Below are 22,255 nucleotides of genomic sequence, written 5' to 3'. Positions count from 1 at the left end.
TGTCAAGGATTGGCGGTGTGAGCCCGCTTTCTTTTGCCTACTTTTCTTTGCGGCGGCAAAGAAAAGTAGGTGCCGCCCCGCACAGGGGCAACGCCTGCGCCGCGAGGCGCTATCGCGGATGCCAGCGCAAAGGCAAGCCCGCAACGCCAGCGTGCGCAGCAACGACCGCCATCGCGGATGCCAGCGCCAAGGCAAGCACACAACAAAAACGCCCGCGCCGCGCAGGCGCTACCGCGGATGGGCAGCGCAAAGGCAAGCCCACACCCCCAGCATGTCCAGCAAAAAACCCCTTGCCCCATTCCGACAGGAACTTGCAAATTCCCACCCGCGGCAGGGGCATCAAACGCAACCAAAAAAGCCGCGCGGCACCGCGCAAATCCAGCCCCCACCGACGACCCTGTAAAATCCCGCCCTCCGCACGGCAAGCGCACCGCGCTTGTGCGCTGCACCAACCCTCGCGCCCGGGTTTGAACCGCATTTCTGGCGTTGCAATCATCCCCGCACGCCCAAGGCGGGGCGTACCGCCTGACAGTACTTCTTGAGGAAAGCTTTGATGAAAATGAGTTGGCAAAAGATGGCCGCGCTCGCCGCATTCGCAGGCGCAATGATGGTAGCGAACGCAACGGCCGCCGAAATCAGGGAAATTCGCTTCGGCGTCGAAGCGTCGTATGCGCCGTTCGAATCGAAGTCGCCCGCAGGCGACCTGCAAGGCTTCGATATCGACATCGGCAATGCCGTCTGCGCCAAACTCAAAGCGAAGTGCGTGTGGGTCGAGAATTCGTTCGACGGCCTCATCCCCGCGCTGCAGGCCCGCAAGTTCAACGCGATCAACTCGGACATGTCGATCACCGACCAGCGCCGCGCCGTCATCGACTTCACCGATCCCATCTACGTGATTCCCAACCAGATGATCGCGAAGAAGGGCAGCGGCCTGCAGCCGACAGCGGCATCGCTGAAGGGCAAGCACGTCGGTGTGCTGCAAGGGACGATCCAGGAAACTTACGCGAAGGCGAAGTGGGCGCCCGCAGGCGTCGACGTGACGCCTTATCAGACGCAGGACCAGGTCTACGCGGACCTCGTCGCGGGTCGTCTCGATGCAGCCTTTCAGGACGCGGAAGCGGCGTCGAAGGGCTTCCTGAAGAAGCCGCAAGGCGCAGGCTTCGAATTCGCCGGTCCCGCCGTCTCCGACGAGAAGCTGCTCGGCTCCGGCGTCGGCTTCGGGCTGCGCAAGGGCGACGCTGCGCTGAAGGACGCCGTCAACCAGGCACTCAAGGAACTGAAAGCCGACGGCACGATCGACCGGCTCGCCGCGAAGTATTTCGACGTGAAGGTCGTGCTGAAGTAGTACGCATGCGATCGGGCCCGCATCGTCGCGCCCGTCCATTTGACAAACCGGCCGCCTTGCGCGGCCGTTTGTTTTTTTGCCCTTGTTTTATGGTCTTTTTTCGCTTCGGCTTGCACCCGGGCCAGATCGCCTGCGCTAAAATCGCCGCACGGGGAAACGACGGCCCGGGGCGTGCCGCATGTAACGCGCTCGCATCGGATCAAGCCGCCAGAACGACATTGAATAGACGAGGGCACGAAGCGCCACGCTTCGCGCGACTACTTGCATCAGACCGGGTGAGCGCAAAGACGCCGGCCCGGGTCGACAGGGGACCGGGAATGACCACCACCGCAGTCGCCGAAGAACGCCAGGCAAATGGCGTTCCGGGCATCGCGCAGGGCGAGTGCGCAAACGTTTCGTTTGCGCGTCAGCCCATTCTGAACCGCGACAACATGTTGTGCGCGTTCGAATTGCGGCTGTATCGGCCGCCCGTCGCGCAAGATCAGGAAACACCCTCAAACGAAGGCGAATCGCAATCGGACGCGCAGGGCAGCGAAGGGGCGGCCGTGATCCGCGCGCTGCTGGAGCCGGACGTGCGCGCCGCGCTCGCGAATCATCCCGGCTATCTGCCCGTCACGCGCGAACTGCTGTTCGACGAAGCGATCCAGCGCATCCCCGCCGAGCGCTTCATGTTCGAGCTGCCGGCCGACATTCACGCGGACGATCAACTGATCGCGCGTATCGTCGAGCTGTATGGCCGCCGCTATCGCTTCGTCATCGATAATGTCGCGCAAGCCAACGACACCTTCGCGCGTCTTCTCCCCTACGCGGACGCGGTGAAAATCAACATGGAACGCATTGCGCAGGCAATGCTGCCCAAGTTCGCGAGCGTGCTCAAATCGGCGGGCAAGCTGCTGATCGCGCAGGGCGTCGAGTCGCAAGCCGTGTACGAGCAGGCATTCGATCTCGGCTTCGACCGCTTCCAGGGCTACTATTTCGCGCATCCGCAAGGTGCCGCCGCACGCAAGGTCAGCGCGCCGCGCCACGCGCTGCTCAATCTGCTGCAACTGCTCGGCGGCGAGCCGACCGTCGCGCAGCTCGAGGCCGAGCTGAAGCTGAACCCGGTGCTCGTCATGCACCTGATGCGCCTCGCCAATTCGAGCGGCCTCGCGATGGGCCGCAAGGTCACGACGCTGCGCGAGGCGATCAATGCGACGGGCACGAACCGCATCGCGCGCTGGACGCAATTGCTGCTGTACGCGGACGGCCGCAAGGTCGCGCTCGAAGATGATCCGCTGCTGCAACTCGCCGCCACGCGCGCGCGCTTCATGGAACTCGCTGTCGAACGTCTGCCCGAAGCGGGTCGCGACGAAACCGACGCAGCGTTCCTCACGGGCGTGTTCTCGTTCGTCGACTCGGTGTTCGGCGGCTCGCTCGAACACACGCTGAACGTGCTCGTGCTGGCCAAGCCGATCCGCGATGCGATCCTGTTGCGCGAAGGGGTGCTCGGCACGTTGCTGACGGTGGTCGAAGCGCTGGAGCGCGGCGCATGGGCGGATGTCGAAGCCGCGTGTGCGCGCCTGGAAGGGTTGCAGGCAATCGATGCCGCCCAGATGGGTCTGCTGGCGGCGGCGTGGGCGGGCGTCGCCGATCGCAGCGCTGAAGCCACGGGGCTCGAGCGGATCGAAGACTGACATGCGGATGCGCGGCTCGCGCAAACGGGCCGCGCATAGCGGTTGAAGAAGAGAACAGGGCAGCGGGCGCTTCGGCGCGCACCCTTGCAGGCAAACTGCGAACCGCTAAATCATCAAAGCATTTCCACTTCGCTCACGGGCGCGTGTGCGAAGAAGCGTCCAAGCTCGCGCGCGAGTTCGTTGAGCGCCGCCATTTCCCGTTGCGAGATGCGGCGCGGCACATCGTGATGCGCCCAGTCGCCGTAGAGCAGCGCGACCGTCGATTTGTTTTCCAGCACCACGGGCAGCAGCACGAACGCATGCACGCCGGGGAACGCGCGCCGGTACCAGTCGGGCATGCGCGCATGCATCTTCGGATCGAGTGCGTTCTCGATGAAGATGCCGACCGAGTTGGCGATGGCCAGATGAAACACGTCGGGCTCGAAGGCCGTTGCGAAGCTAAGCTTGGGCAGGGGCGTTTCGATTTTCACGCCGAAACTCATCGTCGCCCGGAAAATGCCACTGCTATGGCGCACGAACACCACCGTGCGCTCGAAGCTCAGTCCGGCGAGCACCGTTTCCGAGGCCAGCGCGAGCGCGGGCGCGAGTCCGCTGTCGCTCGGCAGCGCCAGCAATTCACCGACGCCCGCGCGGATGCACGACTCGGGATCGAGCGCTTCGCGGGCGATGGCATCGGCGTTCGCGCGCAGCTCGAAAATCTCGCGCATCAGGCCATTGCGCGTTTCTTCTTCGGCCAGCGTGAGGCTCATGTCGACGAGCACGTCGGGATCGGTGTTCAGCGTGCGGCTGTAACGCTGCGCGAGTTCCGCGATGCGCACATCGCGCTGCGACTCGGGCAGATTCGGCTGCGTGAGCACGCTCGCGACTTCTGTCGAGTAGTTTGTGATCGCGCGCAGCCACTGCACCTGACGCGGCTCCGAGTCATCGAGAGGATCGAACTCGGTCATGCCGACGCGAATCATCTCGGGCAGGCGCCAGCGCGACGCCGCTTCGAGTCCGATCTCCTCGAAGCTCACGCCGAGCACCGTTTCGCACGCTTCGCTTTCGCCCATGCCCGTATCGACCTGGCGGCGAATCTGGTCCCACTCGGCGTCGAGATAGAACACCACGAGCAGCTTGCCGATCTGCCGCATCAGCGTGCAGACGACCGCCTCTTCGCCCTCACGCAGATCGCCGCGCTCGGTCAGCTTGCGCGCGACGCAGCCGGAGAGCATCGTGCGGTTCAGTTCGAGTTTCGCGTCGATGCGGCGCGGCGCGCTGTGATGAAAGTGATCGACGATCTTCAGACCGACGACGAGATGCCCGACGGCATCCATGCCGAGCACCATCAGCGCCCGCGATACCGTGGTGATGTTGCCGCCGAACGCCAGGTACATCGCCGAGTTCGCGAGACGCAGCACCTTCTGGGTCAACGCGAAGTCGGAGAGCACGATCTGCACGAGCGCGCTGAAGTCGAGGTCGTCGTTGTTCATCGCGGCCATCGTCGAGCGGAGCGACTGCTGCAGCATCGGAAAATCGCCGCGCTCGTTCATGCGTGCCCAGAGCCGGTCAAGCAGCGCAGCCTTTAGCATGAGAGTCCCGCAAAAGCCATACAAGTTCCAAGGAGTGGCACGCCGCGGCGTCGCCCGTGCGCAGTATCAACATGCGTCATGTCAGTCACGCCAGTCACGCTTCACCATGCACGTGAAGCGAGCGCGATTCGAAGCGCTGCGCGAGTTCTTCCGATGGCAGCGCCTTGCAGACGACCCAGCCCTGAATGTGGTCGCAGCCCATCTCGGTCAGCAGGTGGCGTTGTTCTTCCGTCTCGACGCCTTCGGCGACAAGCTCGAGGTCGAGCGTCTGTGCGAGCCCCACGACGGCACTGACGATCGCCTGATCGTTGCGCGAGGTTAGCAGATTCTCCACGAAGCTCCGGTCGATTTTCAGCTTCGCCAGCGGGAAGCGTTGCAGATACGCAAGGCTCGAATAGCCGGTGCCGAAATCGTCGACGGCGAAGCGGATGCCGAGGGCCGTCAGTTCTTCGAGCAGCGCGGTTGCGTGCTGCGGGTCGTGCATCAGCAGGCTTTCCGTGATCTCGAACACGACGCGATGCGGATCGATGCCCGTCAGCGCGATCGCTTCGCGCACGTTTTCCTTGAAGCGCGGATCACGGAACTGCTGCGGCGACACGTTCACCGCCACGTATTGCAGCCGGATGCCCTGCGCGTCCCAGCGGATCAGCTGCATGCACGCGGCCTTCAGCACCCAGTTGCCCAGGTAGTTGATGAGGCCGACGGATTCGGCGAGGGGGATGAACATCGACGGCGGCACGAGACCGTGCACGGGATGCTGCCAGCGGATCAGCGCCTCGACGCCGACCACGCCGCGCGTGTGGCTGCTCGTGATCGGCTGGAAGTGCAGCGAAAACTCGCCGTTGCGCACGCCGTCGTACAGATCCGATTCGAGCTTCAGACGCTCGGCGTCGGCCGGGCTGTCGTCGGGCACGTAGAACGCGAGCGTGTTGCCGCCCGCGCCTTGGCGCGCGCCAACGCGTGATCGGCCCAGCGCAGCAGCTGGCTCTCCCGCGGCGCGCCGTCGGACTCGGCGGCGTGCTGCGTGTCGGGATAGAGCGCAATGCCGACGCTCGCCGACAGATGCACCGGCTGCCGGTTGAAGGCGTACGGCTGCTGGATCGCCGTCAACAGACGCCGCGCGAGCGCTTCCGCGGCGATGGCCGTATCGGCGCGCGCGTGCACGGGCGGCAGCAGGATCGCGAATTCGTCGCTGGAAATGCGCGCGATCAGTTCGCCTTGCGTGGTCATGTTCGAGAGGCGGCGCGCGTGTCGCGCAGCATCTCGTCGCCGGCGTCGTAGCCGAGCGCCCGGTTCACGCGCTGGTAGTCGTCGAGATCGAGCAGCAGCAGGGCGGCCGATTTTCCCGCCGCGTCAGCCTTGTGCTGTGCCTGGCGCAATTCTTCGACCAGCGCGGGCACGTTGGCGAGCCCCGTCAGATGATCGTGATGCAACTGATGCTTGAGGCTCGCTTCCGTCGCGCGCCAGCTCGACACGTCGAAGCCGGCGATCGCATAGCCTTCGATACCGTCGTGGCAGTTGCGCGCGATGCGCAATTCCACGGGCACGGGGTAGGTCAGCGACTTCATCAGGTCGAGCGTGACCTTTTCGACGGCGCCGCTTTCGTCGGCGCGGCGCAGCGCGGCGTCGAGGCGCGCTGCGTCGTTCGGCGCGACCAGCTCGTGCAGCGTGACGGTTTGCAGATATTCGCGGTGGTAGCCGATGAAGCGCAGGCTTGCCTCCGAGACATACAGGAAGGTGAGATTGCGCGCCACATGCGCGAGGAAGTCGACGGCGAGCGCGGCCTGTTCGAGTCCGTGCATGACGCCCGGCGCGCCCGGCGCAACCGTTGCGCGGGCGGGCTGACGGACCGCGCGGAATCGGTCGATGGCCGTGCGCAACAAGCCCCGGCGGGCTGGGGTGACTCTGGTCGCTTCCATGTATGTGGCTGACTACCCGGTTCGTCTTGAGGCTGGACGCCCACGCGATGCCCGTCAGCCGACCGAACGGGGCAGGCGCGAGGCCATCCATCAGAACGGGATATCGACGTTCGCGGCGGAATCTTTAGTGTCGGGACATAAAAAGCGCCACAACATGTGGTAAGGATTGTGCAAGCGCCGCCCGCGCCGATGCGTCTGCGGGAGGATTCCGCTAAAGTGGCGGCGGTCGCGCTCCGTTAATCGGTTTTGATGAAGCGAGACGCACGACAGCGCACGTAAATGCCGTTTATCGAACCCAAGCAGCCGTTAAAAATGCCTGATCCGTATCAAGACCAAGACGAAGCCGGCCGGCCACAAACGTTTGCGCAACCGGACACGCAGGACGAGGGGGACGAAGCGATCTCGTCGGCGCAATTCGTGTACGTCGGGCGTCAGCCGATTCTCGACCGCGTCGGCGCATTGCACGCGTACGAGCTGCTGTTTCGCGGCAGCGCGCAGAACCACGCCGTCGTCTCCGACGACGCGCAGGCCACCGCGCAGGTCGTGGTGCGCACGATCGGCGGCATCGGCGTGCCGTCCGTGCTCGGCACGCACCGCGGCTACGTGAACATCGGCCGCGATCTGCTGTTCGACGACATCGTGCATCTGATGGAGCCCGAGCGCTTCGTGCTCGAAATCCTCGAGACGGTCAGATTCGACGCGCAGCTGATTGCCCGCATCCAGGATTTGCGGGGCGCGGGCTTTCGCATTGCGCTCGACGACGTGTGCGAGATGTCGCCGAACCTGCGGGCTGCGTTGCCGCACGCCGACATCGTCAAGATCGATTTTCTCGCCACGGACCGCACGCGGCTCGCCGACCTGGCGCAGTCGCTGCGAGGACGCGGCAAGACGTTGATCGCCGAAAAGGTCGAGACGCGCGAAGACTTCGCGATGGCGCGCGAACTCGGTTTCGATCTCTTTCAAGGCTATTTTTTCGCGCGTCCGCAGGTGCTGTCGACGCGCCGGGCGCGCTCGTCGCGCACGTCGCTGCTGCGGCTGCTCGCACTGCTCGCGCTCGATGCGGGCATCGTCGAGCTCGAAGCGGAGCTCAAGGGCAATCCGAATGTCGTGATGCAGTTGCTGCGGCTCGTCAATTCGAGCGCGTTCGGCCTGGGGCGCAATATCGCGTCGCTGCGCGAGGCGATCATCGCAACGGGCACGCGGCAGATCGCGCGCTGGGCGCAACTGCTGCTGTATGCGGGCGGCGGCGATTTGCCGTGGCGCTCCGATCCCCTCGTGCAGCTGGCGGGCACGCGCGCGCGTTTCATGGAACTCGCCGCACGCTGGATTCGTCCCAACGACGAGGCGTTCGCCGACGCCGCGTTCATGACGGGCGTGTTCTCGCTCGTGCATGTGCTCGTCGATTCGACGCCGGACGCGACGCTCGATCCTCTCGACCTGTCGCCGCTGATCCGCGATGCGATCGTCGGGCGCAAAGGGCCGATGGGCGCGCTTCTGAGTATCGCGGAAGCGGCGGGCGAGGCACAGGATGCCGCCGCGATTGCGAGCGCGCAGTCGCGCGACGAGTTCGCGGCGCTCACGCCGATGGTGCTCGCGGAACTGAATCTGTCGGCGGCCGCGTGGTTCGGCGCGCATCTGGCCGAGTGAGCGCAGCGCGCGGGATGGGCGAAGCCGTGTCGTCGGCGGACTGATAGCGGCGGCGCGGCCGCCGACGCGCAAATGTCAAACGTGGTCCAATAGCGGACGAAGGGAACGAAGGCTTGGGATCGCGATGCCGGTTTGCCGTGTGGAGCAGGGCATCGCGAGGCGTCGCACGGGCATCGTGCGCTGACGATTCGAGGACTCGACATGAAGCAAAGTATTGTGCCGTTCGCGCTGGCGGTTGTGCTGTGCGCGGGATTGTCGCTGCATGCGCCGACGGCGTCCGCCACGCTCAAGCCCGGCGACAACGCGCCCGACTTCACGACACAGGCGTCGCTGGGCGGCAAGACGTACACCTATGCGCTCGCCGATGCGTTGAAGAAAGGCCCCGTCGTGCTGTATTTCTATCCCGCCGCGTTCACGAAGGGCTGCACGATCGAGGCGCACGAGTTCGCCGAAGCCGTCGACGAATACAAGAAGTACGGCGCCACGGTGATCGGCGTGTCGCACGACAACATCGACACGCTGACGAAGTTCTCGGTCAGCGAATGCCGCAGCAAATTCCCCGTGGCGGCCGACCCCGACTCGAAGGTCATCAACGCGTACGACGCGGGCCTGCCGATGCATGCGTCGATGGCGAACCGCGTGTCGTACGTGATTGCGCCCGACGGAAAGATCATCTACGAATACACCAGCCTGTCGCCGGACAAGCACGTCGAGAATACGATGCAGGCGCTCAAGGAATGGGCCGCCACGCACAAGCAGCCCTGAGCCGTTCGGCGGACGCACACCATCAGGCAAGCGGGACGAACTGCCGCTAACAGGTGCTCCGGGTGCTATGAGCCGGGCGCCATGAACCTGAAGCCATGAACCAGGCGCCATGAGCCAGGCGCCATGAGCCAGGCGGCAGCAACACCCCGCGATGCACACGTCGCTGCCGTTTTCATTGCGCGCCGTTTGCCCTCCATGCGGCGGCGCGTGCTTCGATGATGTCGTGCCATCACAGGACACGTTGCCATGCCTATCGTCGTCGCACTATTCGTCCTGATCGCGTTGATCTATGGCGCCGTGCAGGCGTTTCACGCGCTTTCCGCCCATTTCGGACTGTCCGTGGCCATCGGTGTGGCGATACTCGCCGCGGCGCTGGTGCTGGCGGCACTCGCGTGGTGGTGGCGCCGCCACAAGGAAGTGGCCGCGAATATCCACGATGGCGACTGGACTCATGAGCTCAAGGGCGATTGGGGCAGCGTGCGGCTCGCTGCCGCCAAGCGCTTATGCGACATGGAGGTCGCGGGCGTGCGCGGCTCGTATATCTTTGCAGACTTACGAGAGGCGCAGCCCGTGCGCGACGGCGAAGGCTGGCAGGTGAAGCTCGGCGTACAGGACACGCGGCATCCCGAATGGCGCCTGCCGATGAGGTCCGAGCGCGAAGCCCGGCAGTGGTCGCGGATTTTCTTGCTGGCGATGGGGCAGAAGCTGTAAGGGTTTCGCTTCGTCCGGGTTCCATCACATCGCGGCCGGCTGCGCCCCTTTGTTGCGCCGTGCTTCCCACCGCACCCGGATTCGATCCATATACAGATAGACCACGGGCGTCGTGTAAAGCGTGAGCATCTGACTGACGATCAGTCCGCCGACGATGGCGAGCCCGAGCGGCGCGCGCAACTCCGCGCCTTCGCCGCGGCCGAACGCCAGAGGCAAGGCGCCGAGCAACGCGGCGCAGGTCGTCATCATGATCGGGCGGAAGCGCAGCAGACACGCCTGCTCGATGGCTTCCCGCGATGACAGGCCTTGCCGCGACGCGTCGATCGCAAAGTCGACCATCATGATCGCGTTCTTCTTCACGATGCCGATCAGCAAGATCACCGCAATCAGCGCGATGATGCTGAATTCCGTGTTGAAGAGCAGCAGCGCGAGCAGCGCGCCGACGCCCGCCGAGGGCAGCGTCGACAGAATCGTCAGCGGGTGAATGTAGCTCTCGTACAAAATGCCCAGCACGATATACACGGCCGCCAGCGCCGCCAGAATCAGGATGGGCTGGTCGGACATCGACTGCTGGAACGCCTGCGCCGTGCCCTGGAAGCTGCCGCGTATCGTGCCCGGCATGCCGATCTCGGCCATCGTCTGATAGATGATCTGCGTGGCTTCCGACAGCGACTTGCCAGGCGGCAGGTTGAACGAGATCGTCGATGCGACGAACTGGCTCTGGTGGTTCACGGCGAGGGGCGTATTGCCCGGCCCGAAGCTCGCGATCGCGGAAAGCGGGATCATCGTTTCTTTCGACGTCGACACGGCCGCGCCCGTCGAGGCGCTCGACTTGCCGCTCGCCGCGATCGAGTTGTTGGCCAGATTGCGCGCGGAGTCGGACGCGATGGCGGCCGCGCTCGACGCCGACGTGCCTGCCGTGCCGCCCGAAGAAGCGCTCGGGGTCGAGGTGGCCGCGGAGGTCACCGTGCCCGCCGTCGCGTTGGTGGACTGCGAGCCGCTCGCGCTGCCGCCCGACGTGCTGACCCATACCTGCTTGAGCATGTCGGGGCTCTGCCAGTACTTCGGCGCCACTTCCATCACGACGTGATACTGGTTCAACGGGTTATAGATCGTCGACACCTGGCGCTGACCGAACGCGTCGTACAGCGTGTTGTCGATCTGCGCGGGCTTGATGTTCAGGCGTGCTGCCGTCGCGCGGTCGATCGTCACCATCGCTTCGAGGCCGGCCTGCTGCTGGTCCGAGTTCACGTCGCTGAGTTCGGGGCGCTTTTGCAGCGCCTCGGTCAGCAGCGGCGCCCATTTGTACAGATCGGCGGTGGTGTCGGAGAGCAGTGTGAACTGATATTGCGCGTTCGACTGCCGGCCGCCCACGCGGATATCCTGCACCGCCTGCAGGAACGTGCGCGCGCCCGCGACGCCCGACAGCGGCCCGCGCAACTGCTGGATCACCTGATCGGCGGAAATCTTGCGCTCCGACTTCGGCTTCAGCGACACGAACATGAAGCCCGAGTTGGTCTGCCGTCCGCCCGTGAAGCCGACCACGCTGTCGACGGCGGGATTCGCCTGCACGATCTTCATCATCTCGGAGAACTTGACCTTCATCGCCTGGAACGACGTGGCCTGGTCCGCCTGGATGCCGCCGACGAGCCGCCCCGTGTCCTGCTGCGGGAAAAAGCCCTTCGGCACGATGATGTAGAGCCAGATGTTCAGGCCGATGGTTGCGAGCAGCACGACGAGAATCAGCCGCGGATGGCGCAGCGACCAGCCGAGCGTGCGCGCATAGCCGTTCTGCATCCGCTCGAAGCCGCGTTCGAGCCAGCGCGCGAAGCGGCCTTCTTCCTTCTTCTCGTGCGGCTCGAACAGCAGGCGCGAGCACATCATTGGCGTGAGCGTCAGCGACACGATCAGCGACACGCCGATCGCGAGCGACAGCGTCAGCGCGAATTCGCGGAACAGCCGCCCGACGATGCCGCCCATCAGCAAGATAGGCAGGAACACGGCGACGAGCGAGATGCTGATCGACATCACCGTGAAGCCGACTTCGCGCGCACCGACGAACGCCGCCTGCATGCGCGGCATGCCGCTTTCAATATGCCGCGCGATGTTTTCCAGCACGACGATGGCGTCGTCGACGACGAAGCCCGTCGCGATGGTCAGCGCCATCAGCGACAGGTTGTCGATCGAAAACCCGAGCAGATACATCGCCGCGAACGTGCCGATGATCGAAATGGGCACGGCGACGCTCGGAATCAGCGTTGCGCGCCAGTTGCGCAGGAACAGGAACACGACCATCACGACCAGCGCGACGGCGATCATCAGCGTGTATTGCGTGTCTTTCAGCGACGCGCGGATGGTGGTGGATCGGTCGGCCGTCGGCGTCACCTCGACGGCGGCGGGCAGCGACGCCTTCAGCTGCGGAATCATCGCCTTTACGCGGTCGATCGTCTCGATGATGTTCGCACCCGGCTGACGGTAGAGGATCACGAGCACCGAGCGCTCGTTGTTCATCAGGCCGAGATTGCGCAGGTCTTCGACGGAATCGACCACTTCGCCGACATCGGACAGATGCACGGCCGCGCCGTTGCGATACGCGATGACGAGGTCTTTGTACTGCGAGGCCTTGTTCGCCTGGTCGTTCGTGTACAGCTGAACGTGGTTCGGGCCGAATTCGATCGCACCCTTCGGACTGTTCGCATTCGCCGACGCGAGCGCCGCGCGCACGTCCTCGAGACCGATGCCGTAGTGGAACAGCGCCTGCGGCTCCAGTTCGACACGCACGGCCGGGTTCGCCGAGCCGCTCACGTCGACTTCGCCGACGCCATCCACCTGCGACAGCGACTGCTGCAGCACCGTTGCCGCCGAGTCGTACAGCTGGCCTGCCGTCATTGTCTTTGACGTGAGCGCGAGAATCAGGATCGGCGCATCGGCGGGATTGACCTTGTGATAGGTCGGGTTCTGCCGGAGGCTCGCGGGCAGGTCGGCGCGCGCCGCGTTGATCGCGGCCTGCACGTCGCGCGCGGCGCCGTCGATGTTGCGGTTCAGGCCGAACTGCATCGTGATGCGCGCCGAGCCGACCGAACTCGTCGACGTCATTTCAGTGACGTCGGCAATCGAGCCGAGATGCCGCTCGAGCGGACTGGCGACGCTCGTCGCGACCGTCTCGGGACTGGCGCCCGGCAGGCTCGCCTGGATCGAGATGGTCGGGAAATCGACCTGCGGCAACGGGGCCACGGGCAGCTTCGCGAACGCAAACAGACCCGATAGCGCAATGCCGATCGCCAGCAGCGTCGTGGCGACGGGGCGTTGAATGAAGGGGCGCGACAGATTCATCGTTTCGGCCTCTTCATTCAGACGTCGGTGTCGGCGACGGGCGGCCGGGTCGGGCCGTCGCCGTGGCCTTCACGATGAAAGCGCGCGCGCAGCCGCCGTGCGATCGAATCGAAGCCGAGATAGATCACGGGCGTTGTGAAGAGCGTCAGCAACTGGCTGACGATCAGGCCGCCCGCAATCGCGATTCCGAGCGGCCGGCGCAGTTCGGAACCGGCGCCCGTGCCGAGCATCAGCGGCAGCGCGCCGAGCAGCGCCGCCATCGTCGTCATCAGAATAGGGCGGAAGCGCAGCAGGCACGCCTGGTAAATCGCCTCGCGCGGCGGCTTGCCGTGCTCGCGCTCGGCTTCGAGCGCGAAGTCGATCATCATGATCGCGTTCTTCTTCACGATACCGATCAGCAGCACGATGCCGATGATGCCGATGATGTCGAGGTCGTGGCCGGTGAGCAGCAGCGCGAGCAGCGCGCCGACGCCCGCCGACGGCAGCGTCGAGAGAATCGTGATGGGATGCACGAAGCTCTCGTACAGCACGCCGAGCACGATGTACATCGTGACGATGGCCGCGAGGATCAGGAACAGCTCGTTCGACAGCGACGCCTGGAACGCGAGCGCCGCACCCTGGAAGCGCGTCTGGAACGACGCGGGCAGGCCGATGTCCTTCTCCGCCTGCTGGATCGCCTTCACCGCCTCGCCGAGCGACGCGCCCGGCGCGAGGTTGAACGAGACCGTCGTGGCGGGGAATTGGCTCAGGTGCGTGACGAGCAGCGGCGCGGGCCTCTCGTGGAAGCTCGCGATCGAATTGAGCGGCACCTGTCCGCCCGACGACGTCGACGACGGCAGGTAGATCGAGTTCAGCGACTCCGTGTAGTGCTGCATCTGCGGCTGCGCTTCGAGAATCACGCGGTACTGGTTCGACTGCGTGAAGATGGTCGAGATGATGCGCTGGCCGAACGCGTCGTAGAGCGCGTTGTCGACGGTGGCGGGGGTGATGCCGTAGCGTGCCGCCGACGCGCGGTCGATCTCGACATAGACCGACTGGCCGTTGTTCTGCAGGTCGGTGGCGACGTCGGCGAGCACGGGCGATTGCTGCAGGCGGTCGACCAGCTTCGGCACCCACGTCGCGAATTCGTCGATGTTCGGGTCCGTCAGCATGAACTGGTACTGCGTGGGGCTGACCGTCGAGTCGATGGTCAGATCCTGCACCGGCTGCATGTAGAGCGTCGCGCCCGGAATGTGGGCGGTGTCGCGCTGAAGCTGGCGGATCACTTCGCTCGCCGTCGCGTCGCGGTCGTCGCGCGGCTTCAGGTTGATCAGCATGCGGCCGTTGTTCAGCGTAATGTTGCTGCCGTCCACGCCGATGAACGACGTGAGGCTTTCCACGTTCGGGTTCTTCAGGATCTCGGCGGCGAGCTGCTGCTGGCGCTCGGCCATCGATGCGTACGACACCGACTGCGGCGCCTGCGTGATTGCCTGGATCACGCCCGTGTCCTGCACGGGGAAAAAGCCCTTTGGAATGAACACGTACAGCACGGCCGTCAGCACGAGCGTGAGCAACGCGACGACGAGCGTCGAGCGCTGCCGGTTCAGCACCCATTCGAGCGCGACGGCATAACGCGCGATCACCCAGTCGATGGCCGCGTGAGCCTTCGCTTCGAACCGGTGGCTTTCCTTCGGCGGCGTGTGGCGCAGGAGCTTGGCGCACATCATCGGCACGAGCGTGAGCGACACGACGGCCGAAATCACGATGGTCACCGCGAGCGTGATGGCGAATTCGTGGAACAGGCGACCGACCACGTCGCCCATGAAGAGCAGCGGAATCAGCACGGCGATCAGCGAAACCGTCAGTGAAATGATCGTGAAGCCGATCTGCTTCGAGCCCTTCAGCGCAGCTTCGAGCGGCGTATCGCCTTCCTCGACGTAGCGCGCGATGTTCTCGATCATCACGATGGCGTCGTCGACCACGAAACCGGTCGCGATGGTGAGCGCCATCAGCGACAGGTTGTCGAGCGAGAAGCCGCACAGATACATCACGGCGAGCGTGCCGATCAGCGACAGCGGCACGGAAAGGCTCGGGATGATGGTCGCGTAGATGTTGGCGAGGAACAGATACATCACCAGCACGACGAGCACGACCGACATCAGCAGTTCGAACTGCACGTCGCGCACGGATGCGCGGATGGTCGTGGTGCGGTCGGTGACGATCTGCACGTCGAGCGCGGCGGGCAGCGACTGCTGCAGCTGCGGCAGAAGCTTCTTGATGCTGTCGACCACCTGGATCACGTTTGCGCCCGGCTGGCGCTGCACGTTCAGGATGATGGCGGGCGTGCTGTCGACCCACGCGCCGAGCTTGGTGTTTTCCGCGCCGGACACGATGGTGGCGACGTCCGTCAGCATCACCGGGCGGCCGTTCTTGTACGCCACGACGGCGCTCTTGTAGGCGTCGGCGTCCGTCAACTGGTCGTTCGCGTTGATCGTGTACGCGCGCGACGGGCCGTCGAAGTTGCCCTTCGGCGTGTTCACGTTGAGGTTCGAAATGGTGGTGCGCAAATCGTCGAGGTTCAGCCCGTACGATGCGAGCGCGCGTGGATTGGCCTGAATCCGCACGGCAGGGCGCTGGCCGCCCGACAGGCTCACGAGACCGACGCCCGCCACCTGCGAGATTTTTTGCGCGAGACGCGTGTCGGCGATGTCCTGCACCTGCGTGAGCGGCAGCGTCTTCGAGGTGATCGCAAGCGTGATGATGGGGGCGTCGGCGGGATTGACCTTCGCGTAGATGGGCGGCGCGGGGAGGTCGGACGGCAGCAGGTTGCCCGCCGCGTTGATCGCCGCCTGCACTTCCTGCTCGGCGACGTCGAGCGGCAGATCGAGACTGAACTGCAGCGTGATGATCGATGAGCCAGCCGAGCTTTGCGACGACATCTGGTTCAGCGACGGCATCTGCCCGAACTGGCGCTCGAGCGGCGCCGTCACCGACGACGTCATCACATCCGGGCTCGCGCCCGGATAGAACGTCTGCACCTGGATGGTCGGATAGTCGACTTCGGGCAGCGCGGACAGCGGCAGAAAGCGCAAGGCGACGAGCCCGACCAGCATGATCGCCGCCATCAGAAGGGCGGTGCCGACCGGGCGCAGGATAAAGGCGCGGGATGGGTTCATGCGGTATCAGCCGTGCCTTATTCCGCCGACGTCTGCGACGCATGCCGGCGGCGATGCGCGCCGGATGCCGCGCCTGCCCACGATGCGCCCGATGCAGCCGATGCACCGGCAGCCCCCGACGCGCCGCGCGGACGGTCGGCCGGAATGGTGATCTTCGCGCCTTCCTTCAGGCGATCCGAACCGTCGGTCACGACGCGCTCGCCGACCTGCAGGCCGGACGCGATGCTGGTGCGCTCGCCGTCGACGGGCCCCGTCTTCACCGGGCGCACGCTCACCGTGTTGTCGGGTTTGACGACGTACACGAACGAGCCCATCGAGCCGTTGAGCACCGCCGAAGTCGGCACGATGACCGCGTTCTTCACGACATCCACGAGCAGACGCGTGTTCACGAACTGGTTCGGAAACAGCAGGCCTTCGTTGTTCTGGAACGTGGCGCGCAGTTTCACGGTGCCCGTGGTGGTGTCGATCTGGTTGTCAATGGTTTCAAGATAACCGGCTTCGAGCGACGTGGTGTTGCTGCGGTCATACGCCGTCACTGACATCTTCGCGCCCGAGCGCATGCCCTTGAGGATGGCGGGCAGGTTGTCTTCCGAGGTCGTGAAGATCACGCTGATAGGCTGCAACTGCGTGATGACGACGACGCCGTTCGTGTCGCCCGGCGTCACGTAGTTGCCGGCGTCGACCTGGCGCAGGCCGACGCGCCCCGACACGGGCGCCGTGATGCGTGCGTACGTGAGATCGAGTTTGAAGGTGTCGATGTTCGCCTGGTCGGATTTGACCTGGCCTTCGTACTGCTTGACGAGCGACGCCTGCGTATCCACCTGCTGGCTCGCGATCGAGTCTTGCGCGAGCAGCGTCTGATAGCGCTTCAGGTCGAGGCGGGCGGTTTGCAGAAGCGCCGTGTCTTTGGCCAGCGTGCCTTCAGCATTGGCAAGACTGATCTGATACGGACGCGGATCGACTTGCGCGAGCAGGTCGCCTTTCTTGACCATCTGGCCTTCCTGGAACGCGACCGTCTGCAGCGTGCCCGTCAGTTGGGTGCGCACGGTGACGTTCGCGAGCGGCGTGACGGTGCCGAGCGCGTTCAGCACGACGGGCATTTCGCCTTGCCTGGCGGTGGCGACATGCACAGGTTGCGGCGCGTTCGCGCCGCCCGGGCCGCCGGCGCCACGCCGTCCGGCACGTCCCGGCTGGGCGCCGCTCGCGCTCGCTGCCGCGCTCGCGCCTTGGGCGTTCTTGTTCCACGGATGCCAACGCACCAGCACGATGCCCGCGATCAGCACGATGGCGACGATCAACGCGATCGTGCGGCCGCGATGTCGCCTGACGGCGCCGGGCCCCGGCTCGCGCCCGGGAGGCGGGCTGGCGGGGGCGGTGTTGCGTTTGGTTTCAGGCTGCTGTTTTTGTTCGTCCATCGGTTCGATCAGGTGGCTGGGCGTGATATGAGGCAAACGTGCAGTGCGCGAGCGACGGCGACCGGCTGTGCGCTGTTCGGGTTGATCGCGCATGCCCGCGCGATGCTACGCGATGCGTCGCTCATCGGGATGACGGTGACGGGACGGCAGGCCGCGCTCGCGGCCAGACGCGATCTCGGCATGATTGACGGCTCCTCCCTGTTGGCCGTGCTTGTGCCCCGTTGCATCTTCGCGTGTGCGGCCCGGGGCGAGCGCATACCGTTGCACCGTCGCGCGAGAAGGCCGCGGCGCGCCTGGGCGCGGGAAAGCATGATGCTACGTCCCGGGCCGAGTTACAGTCCAGCGGCGTATTTTTCGGCGGATTACGACCGTTACACGGCTTTCGCGCTATTGAAAGGCGCACGTTAGCGGACGGGCAAGGGTGCGTGCCGCGGCGCGGCGGGCACGCGAGTGGCGTAACAAATGAAACGCGCGCGTCAGTCCGAACGCGCGCGTCAGTCGTCGAGCCGGCGCCCGGGCGTGCCGCCGATCTCCTGGGCGATCCGGTCGATCGTCTCGAGCAGTGCAGGGGCTGCCCGCGACACCAGCCAGTCGCGCGGACACTGATGCGACGAGCCTCCGCAGTTGACGGCATAACGCTCGCCCGCCGGACCGATGAAGCCGGCCGCGATTGCGTTGAGCCCTTCGTGCCATTCGCCCGTCGCGATCGCGAAGCCTTGCGCCTGCGTCTCGCGCATCGCCGCGTCGAGCCGGCTGCTGATGAGGCCCCACTCGTCGCCCGCTGCTGCCTGCAGGCCCGTCAGCAGGTTCTGCCGGTCGGTTTCGGAGAGTGCTGCCAGATACGCGCGACCGACGGCCGTGCGGCTCAGGTCCATCCGTGAGCCGACGTCGAGGCGCGATACGAGCACGGCCGAGCGCGGCTTGATCGCGTCGATGACGACCATGTCGAGCCGGTCGCGCACGGCCAGATGCACGGACAGCGCCGTGCGCTCGGCCAGTTCGATCAGAAACGGCCGCGAGCGCGCGCGAATGTCGAAGTTGCGCAGAAAACCGTTGCTCAGCTCCAGCACTGACGACGTCAGCACGAACCGCTCGCTGTCCGGCAGGCGAAACAGAAAGCCCGCGCTGACGAGCGTCGCGGTGATGCGGGAAACGGTCGGTTTCGGAATGCCTGTGAGTTCCGTCAGCTCGCGATTGGACAGCGGCGCGTCGGCGGCCGCGATGCGTCTGAGCACCGTGAGGCCGCGCGCGAGCGCCGTGACTTCGTCGCCGGAACCATCCTTGTCTTTGCCGGAATCGCTGGCGGGCGTGCGCGTCGATGGCTGCTTCATGTGGTTTTTATGAAACGCTATTTCAATTTTATGGGACCCGCTTCGTGAGGCAGATGCCTCTGAAGCGGCCTAAGACCCTCTCTCAGCAAGGCCTAGGTGCTTTTTTCCTACGACGATTCATTGTATTGAAAGGTAATTTTTGCGCGTTCGGCAGTCGTGAAATTTTGCTTGACTTAGTCAGCATTACCATAAAAAATGGAACTATATTTCGAAAGCATGCAGCAATAATGCCCGATTTTCAGGCCGGGCGTGGGCAATCGGGCTGCCAAAATTGACTGCATCGCCGCCGAAATCATCTCTTCAGCCGTCACGTGCGCAGCACACGTCCCGGCATCACGTACCGTCTCTCAGGTTCTAGCACGGCCCTCGGAATGGCTAGAACTTTTTGAAGGCGCCATGGCAACATGGCGCCTTTTTTTTCGTCCGTCCGTCCGGTCGGACTGTGGTCGTCGGGGCGCGGTGGGATCGCTGCCTTGCCGCATCGACTTGCGGCAAGCCGGTCGCTCGGAGAGTAGGCGGGAAGAGTGTGGTCTGCAAGTGCGTCGGTACGGCCGCGTTGGCGCGGTCGCGTGCGCAATCCACGTAAACGAAACGCGGCGGCCGTCAGGACGACGGCCGCCGGTAGCGGCGCCCAGGCCGAAATTCAGCGGGCGCCGTCTGGCTGCATCAACTGCGGAAGTGGCGCGCAGTGACGGACGATGCCGTGATCAGAGCCCGCGGTCGCGCACCGCGACGGGGTCGACAGAGGTCGACGCAGGGTCCGCCGAAGTCGACATCCAGTACGGATCGCGGTTGTAGTACTGGTGCATCTGCGTGCCCCATGTCTCGTCGGCCATCGAGGGCCAATGGTCCTTGTCGAAGCCCGGTTCGTCCTTGATGCGCTGCGCGGTGATATCGACGCGGAACACCTTCTGGTCCGTGTCGAGCGTCAGGGCGCTCCAGGGAATCGCGTGCAGGTTGCTGCCCATGCCAAGGAAACCGCCCTCCGACAGCACCGCGTACGCGACGCGTCCGCTGCGAACGTCGAGCATGATGTCCGAGATCTTGCCGACGTGTTCGCCATCGGACGAGATGACCTTGTTGCCATCGAGCGTTGCCGCTGCCATCACTTCAGGCCCCGGACCTTCGCCAACGCCACCGCCGACGATGCCTGCGCCGCCACGTGCCGGGTTCATTTTCGGGTCAAGCGTGGTCATGATTTCCTCCTTTGGATGTCCACGGGATGCATGGCGCATCCGGCGTGCCTGCCACCGCCGCGTAAGCTGCGTCGCGTTCGTGTCAACTCACCGCCGCGCGGGTGGCGTGGTTCTCGCTGCATGTCGACGCAGAGCGTGGCTGGCCGCCGATCGGAACCCCGCTTCTGTCCGCGTACGGCCATGCGAACCGCGACCCGGGAGTCAACGATACGATGGCTGTCCAGAATCTCCTCGCGCGCGAGACGGCGACGCCGCCGATGCTCGCGCCGACCACGCGCAAAAGCGTCGAATACCTGTACGCGATGACCGCACCTGGTTTGCGCATCGCGCCCGCCGATGCTGCTGCGACGACGGCCGCCGCCGCGTTCGATCCGTCGTTGCGCTGGTGTCTGCTCGAATACGGGATCGACGATGACGACATCGGTCGCGAGCCGTCGCGCTATGTGTCGTTGAGCGCGCCGAAGGCGATCGTCGAGGCGCGGCGCGCGCTTGCGGACGCGAAGTCCGTGCATCTGGACGACGTCCGCACGCTCGAACTCCAGCGTGACGATGCCGAGCAACGCTGGTCGAAAGCGTGCAGGCAAAAACTTCAAGCTCTACGTGTCAAGCTGACAGAGATGCGCACGCACGCGGCATCCGACGCGCACGAGCTTGCGTCGTCCGAACGTCAGCCCGGCAGCGCGACGGACAGCGCAACGAATCGTCACCCGAATGTGCTAGCGAATTGGCCTGCCAATTGGACCGCGAATTGGACCGCGAATTGGACCGCGAATTGGACCGCGAATTGGACCGCTCTGGCGCCGCACTATTTCATCTATCTGGCGCCCGAAGGCGCGCACACCGGCGTCGCGAATGCTGCGCAGTGGCCCGCGCCGCCGACGGCGCACTGGGGGCTGCGCGCGCGCAACCATCTCGGGCGCTGGCTGCTGGAAGACGACGTGGAAGTGGATGCGTTGGCCGTCGCGCGTTGCGGCTGGCCGCTGCCCACATATCAGCGCTGGATCCAGGGCGTCGTCGCGCTGCGCCGCAAGCCGTCGCGAGGAGAGGGCATCGTGCGCTCAGTCGATTGCGTGCTCGCGGCGGGTCACGATTTCTGTCTCGCGATGGACCTGCAGACCTTCACGACGCGCTCGCTCGCGCACGCCGGATAGCGGAAGGAAAGGGAGCGTATGGGCGCGTGATCGCACGCTCGCGTGTCGTGCTCGATTTTTGTGCAGCGGGAAGCGTATGATGGTCGTCTGCATCGGCCGATGCATCGGCCGTCATCCCGTTGCCGCTCACAAGACCCATGAAAGACGACGATCGCACGCACGAGATTGCCGCGCTGGGCGATGATGCGCACGCCGAGTCGACATTTGCCGCGCTCGCCGCGCCCCTCGTCGATGAAGCACTGGCACGCAATGCTGCCATTCACGCCGATGCTTCACCCGAATCGCTGCACCAGTTGCGCGTCGCGCTGCGGCGCCTGCGTTCGTTGTGGTGGGCGTACCGTCCGCTGCTCGACAAGGCGGAGAACACGCGGCAGCGCGCGCTGTATCGCTTTCTCGCCGACGCAGCTGGCGAGACGCGCGACTGGGACATCCTGCTGGAACTGCTGTCGGGCATCGACGGCGACGTGCCGGCCTGTCTGCGCGACGCGCGCGAGCGTGCGCTCGCGGCAAGCCGCGAGACCCTCGTCAACGCGGATATCCGCAACGTGCTGCACGATGCGTTGGCGAGCGCGGCTAAGGAATTGAACACGGCGTCCGTGCGGCACGCGTTGCCCCGATTCGCCGCGCAGCGCGTGCGCGCCGCCGAAAGGTCGCTGCGCGCGCGGATGCGCGCGGCGTCGCGCGTCAAACGACCCGACTACGAATTGCTGCACGATGTGCGCAAGGCGGGCAAGCGGGTCCGCTATCTGATCGAGTTCTTCGGTCCCGTGCTCGATGAGCGTGACCACGAGCGCGTCCTGAAGCGGTTGAAAGAGCTGCAGCAATGCTTCGGCGAACTCAACGACGTGATCGCCAGCATCGCGTTGCTGCGCGCGAACGTGCATCTGTTCGCCGACCAGTGCGCCGCGCGCGATGCGCTTGCCTATCTGAAATTGCGTCGCAAGGAGCGGCGGCGCGAGGCGGTGCGGTTGCTCGCAAAGGCCTAGCGCAAAACTGCTGCTCGCGTTTTTCGGCGCGCGGGCTTGGGACGAAACTCGGGTCGA

At 65.1% G+C, this 22,255-nt stretch carries 13 protein-coding genes and 1 pseudogene; 7 read left to right on the top strand and 7 right to left on the bottom strand.

Annotated elements, in window-relative coordinates:
* Nucleotides 1-553 precede the first annotated feature (553 nt).
* Nucleotides 554-1,345, top strand: a complete 792-nt coding sequence (locus H3V53_RS26635; RefSeq protein WP_336600490.1) for an ABC transporter substrate-binding protein — start codon at nt 554-556, stop codon at nt 1,343-1,345.
* A 317-nt stretch (nt 1,346-1,662) separates the two neighbouring features.
* Entirely contained in the window at nt 1,663-3,018 is a 1,356-nt protein-coding gene (locus tag H3V53_RS26630; protein WP_336600489.1) for an EAL and HDOD domain-containing protein, read from the top strand.
* A 113-nt stretch (nt 3,019-3,131) separates the two neighbouring features.
* Here H3V53_RS26630 and H3V53_RS26625 read toward each other — a convergent pair whose 3' ends face one another.
* Together H3V53_RS26625 and H3V53_RS26620 are read right to left on the bottom strand one after the other, a co-directional pair.
* Nucleotides 3,132-4,589, bottom strand: coding sequence for an HDOD domain-containing protein (locus H3V53_RS26625; RefSeq protein ID WP_336600488.1), 1,458 nt, complete (start codon nt 4,587-4,589; stop codon nt 3,132-3,134).
* Nucleotides 4,590-4,683: 94 nt separating this feature from the next.
* A pseudogene (locus H3V53_RS26620) lies at nt 4,684-6,508 on the bottom strand (putative bifunctional diguanylate cyclase/phosphodiesterase).
* 312 nt (nt 6,509-6,820) lie between these two features.
* On the opposite strand from H3V53_RS26620, the gene H3V53_RS26615 reads away from it, so the two are divergent.
* The 3 genes from H3V53_RS26615 (at nt 6,821) to H3V53_RS26605 (ending at nt 9,631) form a co-directional block, all read left to right on the top strand.
* The gene (locus tag H3V53_RS26615; protein ID WP_336600487.1) at nt 6,821-8,155 is read left to right on the top strand and encodes an EAL and HDOD domain-containing protein; all 1,335 of its coding nucleotides are present in this window, start codon (nt 6,821-6,823) and stop codon (nt 8,153-8,155) included.
* Between the two features lie 201 nt (nt 8,156-8,356).
* Nucleotides 8,357-8,920 (top strand): peroxiredoxin, encoded by a 564-nt coding sequence (locus H3V53_RS26610; RefSeq protein WP_336600486.1) that lies wholly within the window; start codon nt 8,357-8,359, stop codon nt 8,918-8,920.
* A gap of 246 nt (nt 8,921-9,166) precedes the next feature.
* Nucleotides 9,167-9,631: a hypothetical protein gene (locus H3V53_RS26605; protein ID WP_336600485.1), complete on the top strand. Its 465-nt coding sequence runs from the start codon at nt 9,167-9,169 to the stop codon at nt 9,629-9,631.
* 24 nt (nt 9,632-9,655) lie between these two features.
* On the opposite strand, the gene H3V53_RS26600 is transcribed toward H3V53_RS26605, so the two are convergent.
* From H3V53_RS26600 to H3V53_RS26580, 5 genes are all read right to left on the bottom strand, one after another.
* Entirely contained in the window at nt 9,656-12,964 is a 3,309-nt protein-coding gene (locus H3V53_RS26600) for an efflux RND transporter permease subunit (RefSeq protein ID WP_054926609.1), read from the bottom strand.
* A 17-nt stretch (nt 12,965-12,981) separates the two neighbouring features.
* Complete coding sequence (locus H3V53_RS26595; RefSeq protein WP_336600484.1) at nt 12,982-16,119, bottom strand: MdtB/MuxB family multidrug efflux RND transporter permease subunit; 3,138 nt, start codon at nt 16,117-16,119, stop codon at nt 12,982-12,984.
* Nucleotides 16,120-16,136: 17 nt separating this feature from the next.
* On the bottom strand, nt 16,137-17,534 hold the full coding sequence (locus H3V53_RS26590) for an MdtA/MuxA family multidrug efflux RND transporter periplasmic adaptor subunit (protein WP_336600483.1): 1,398 nt from the start codon (nt 17,532-17,534) through the stop codon (nt 16,137-16,139).
* 494 nt (nt 17,535-18,028) lie between these two features.
* On the bottom strand, nt 18,029-18,865 hold the full coding sequence (locus H3V53_RS26585) for an IclR family transcriptional regulator (RefSeq protein ID WP_336600482.1): 837 nt from the start codon (nt 18,863-18,865) through the stop codon (nt 18,029-18,031).
* 707 nt (nt 18,866-19,572) lie between these two features.
* Entirely contained in the window at nt 19,573-20,061 is a 489-nt protein-coding gene (locus H3V53_RS26580) for a PRC-barrel domain-containing protein (RefSeq protein WP_336600481.1), read from the bottom strand.
* A gap of 212 nt (nt 20,062-20,273) precedes the next feature.
* Between H3V53_RS26580 and H3V53_RS26575 the strand changes: the two genes are divergently transcribed.
* Together H3V53_RS26575 and H3V53_RS26570 are read left to right on the top strand one after the other, a co-directional pair.
* Entirely contained in the window at nt 20,274-21,212 is a 939-nt protein-coding gene (locus tag H3V53_RS26575) for a hypothetical protein (RefSeq protein WP_336600480.1), read from the top strand.
* Between the two features lie 137 nt (nt 21,213-21,349).
* Complete coding sequence (locus tag H3V53_RS26570; RefSeq protein ID WP_336600479.1) at nt 21,350-22,198, top strand: CHAD domain-containing protein; 849 nt, start codon at nt 21,350-21,352, stop codon at nt 22,196-22,198.
* Nucleotides 22,199-22,255: the final 57 nt, after the last annotated feature.

It is taken from the genome of Paraburkholderia bengalensis (genome assembly GCF_037126505.1).
GTDB classification, from domain to species: domain Bacteria; phylum Pseudomonadota; class Gammaproteobacteria; order Burkholderiales; family Burkholderiaceae; genus Paraburkholderia; species Paraburkholderia bengalensis.
This window is presented reverse-complemented; position numbering and strand designations above follow the sequence as displayed.

Coding starts and splice junctions, on each gene's coding strand:
- H3V53_RS26635 (WP_336600490.1), top strand. CDS start 554: ATGAAAATGAGTTGGCAAAAGATGGCCGCGCTCGCCGCATTCGCAGGC.
- H3V53_RS26630 (WP_336600489.1), top strand. CDS start 1,663: ATGACCACCACCGCAGTCGCCGAAGAACGCCAGGCAAATGGCGTTCCG.
- H3V53_RS26625 (WP_336600488.1), bottom strand. CDS start 4,589: ATGCTAAAGGCTGCGCTGCTTGACCGGCTCTGGGCACGCATGAACGAG.
- H3V53_RS26615 (WP_336600487.1), top strand. CDS start 6,821: ATGCCTGATCCGTATCAAGACCAAGACGAAGCCGGCCGGCCACAAACG.
- H3V53_RS26610 (WP_336600486.1), top strand. CDS start 8,357: ATGAAGCAAAGTATTGTGCCGTTCGCGCTGGCGGTTGTGCTGTGCGCG.
- H3V53_RS26605 (WP_336600485.1), top strand. CDS start 9,167: ATGCCTATCGTCGTCGCACTATTCGTCCTGATCGCGTTGATCTATGGC.
- H3V53_RS26600 (WP_054926609.1), bottom strand. CDS start 12,964: ATGAATCTGTCGCGCCCCTTCATTCAACGCCCCGTCGCCACGACGCTG.
- H3V53_RS26595 (WP_336600484.1), bottom strand. CDS start 16,119: ATGAACCCATCCCGCGCCTTTATCCTGCGCCCGGTCGGCACCGCCCTT.
- H3V53_RS26590 (WP_336600483.1), bottom strand. CDS start 17,534: ATGGACGAACAAAAACAGCAGCCTGAAACCAAACGCAACACCGCCCCC.
- H3V53_RS26585 (WP_336600482.1), bottom strand. CDS start 18,865: ATGAAGCAGCCATCGACGCGCACGCCCGCCAGCGATTCCGGCAAAGAC.
- H3V53_RS26580 (WP_336600481.1), bottom strand. CDS start 20,061: ATGACCACGCTTGACCCGAAAATGAACCCGGCACGTGGCGGCGCAGGC.
- H3V53_RS26575 (WP_336600480.1), top strand. CDS start 20,274: ATGGCTGTCCAGAATCTCCTCGCGCGCGAGACGGCGACGCCGCCGATG.
- H3V53_RS26570 (WP_336600479.1), top strand. CDS start 21,350: ATGAAAGACGACGATCGCACGCACGAGATTGCCGCGCTGGGCGATGAT.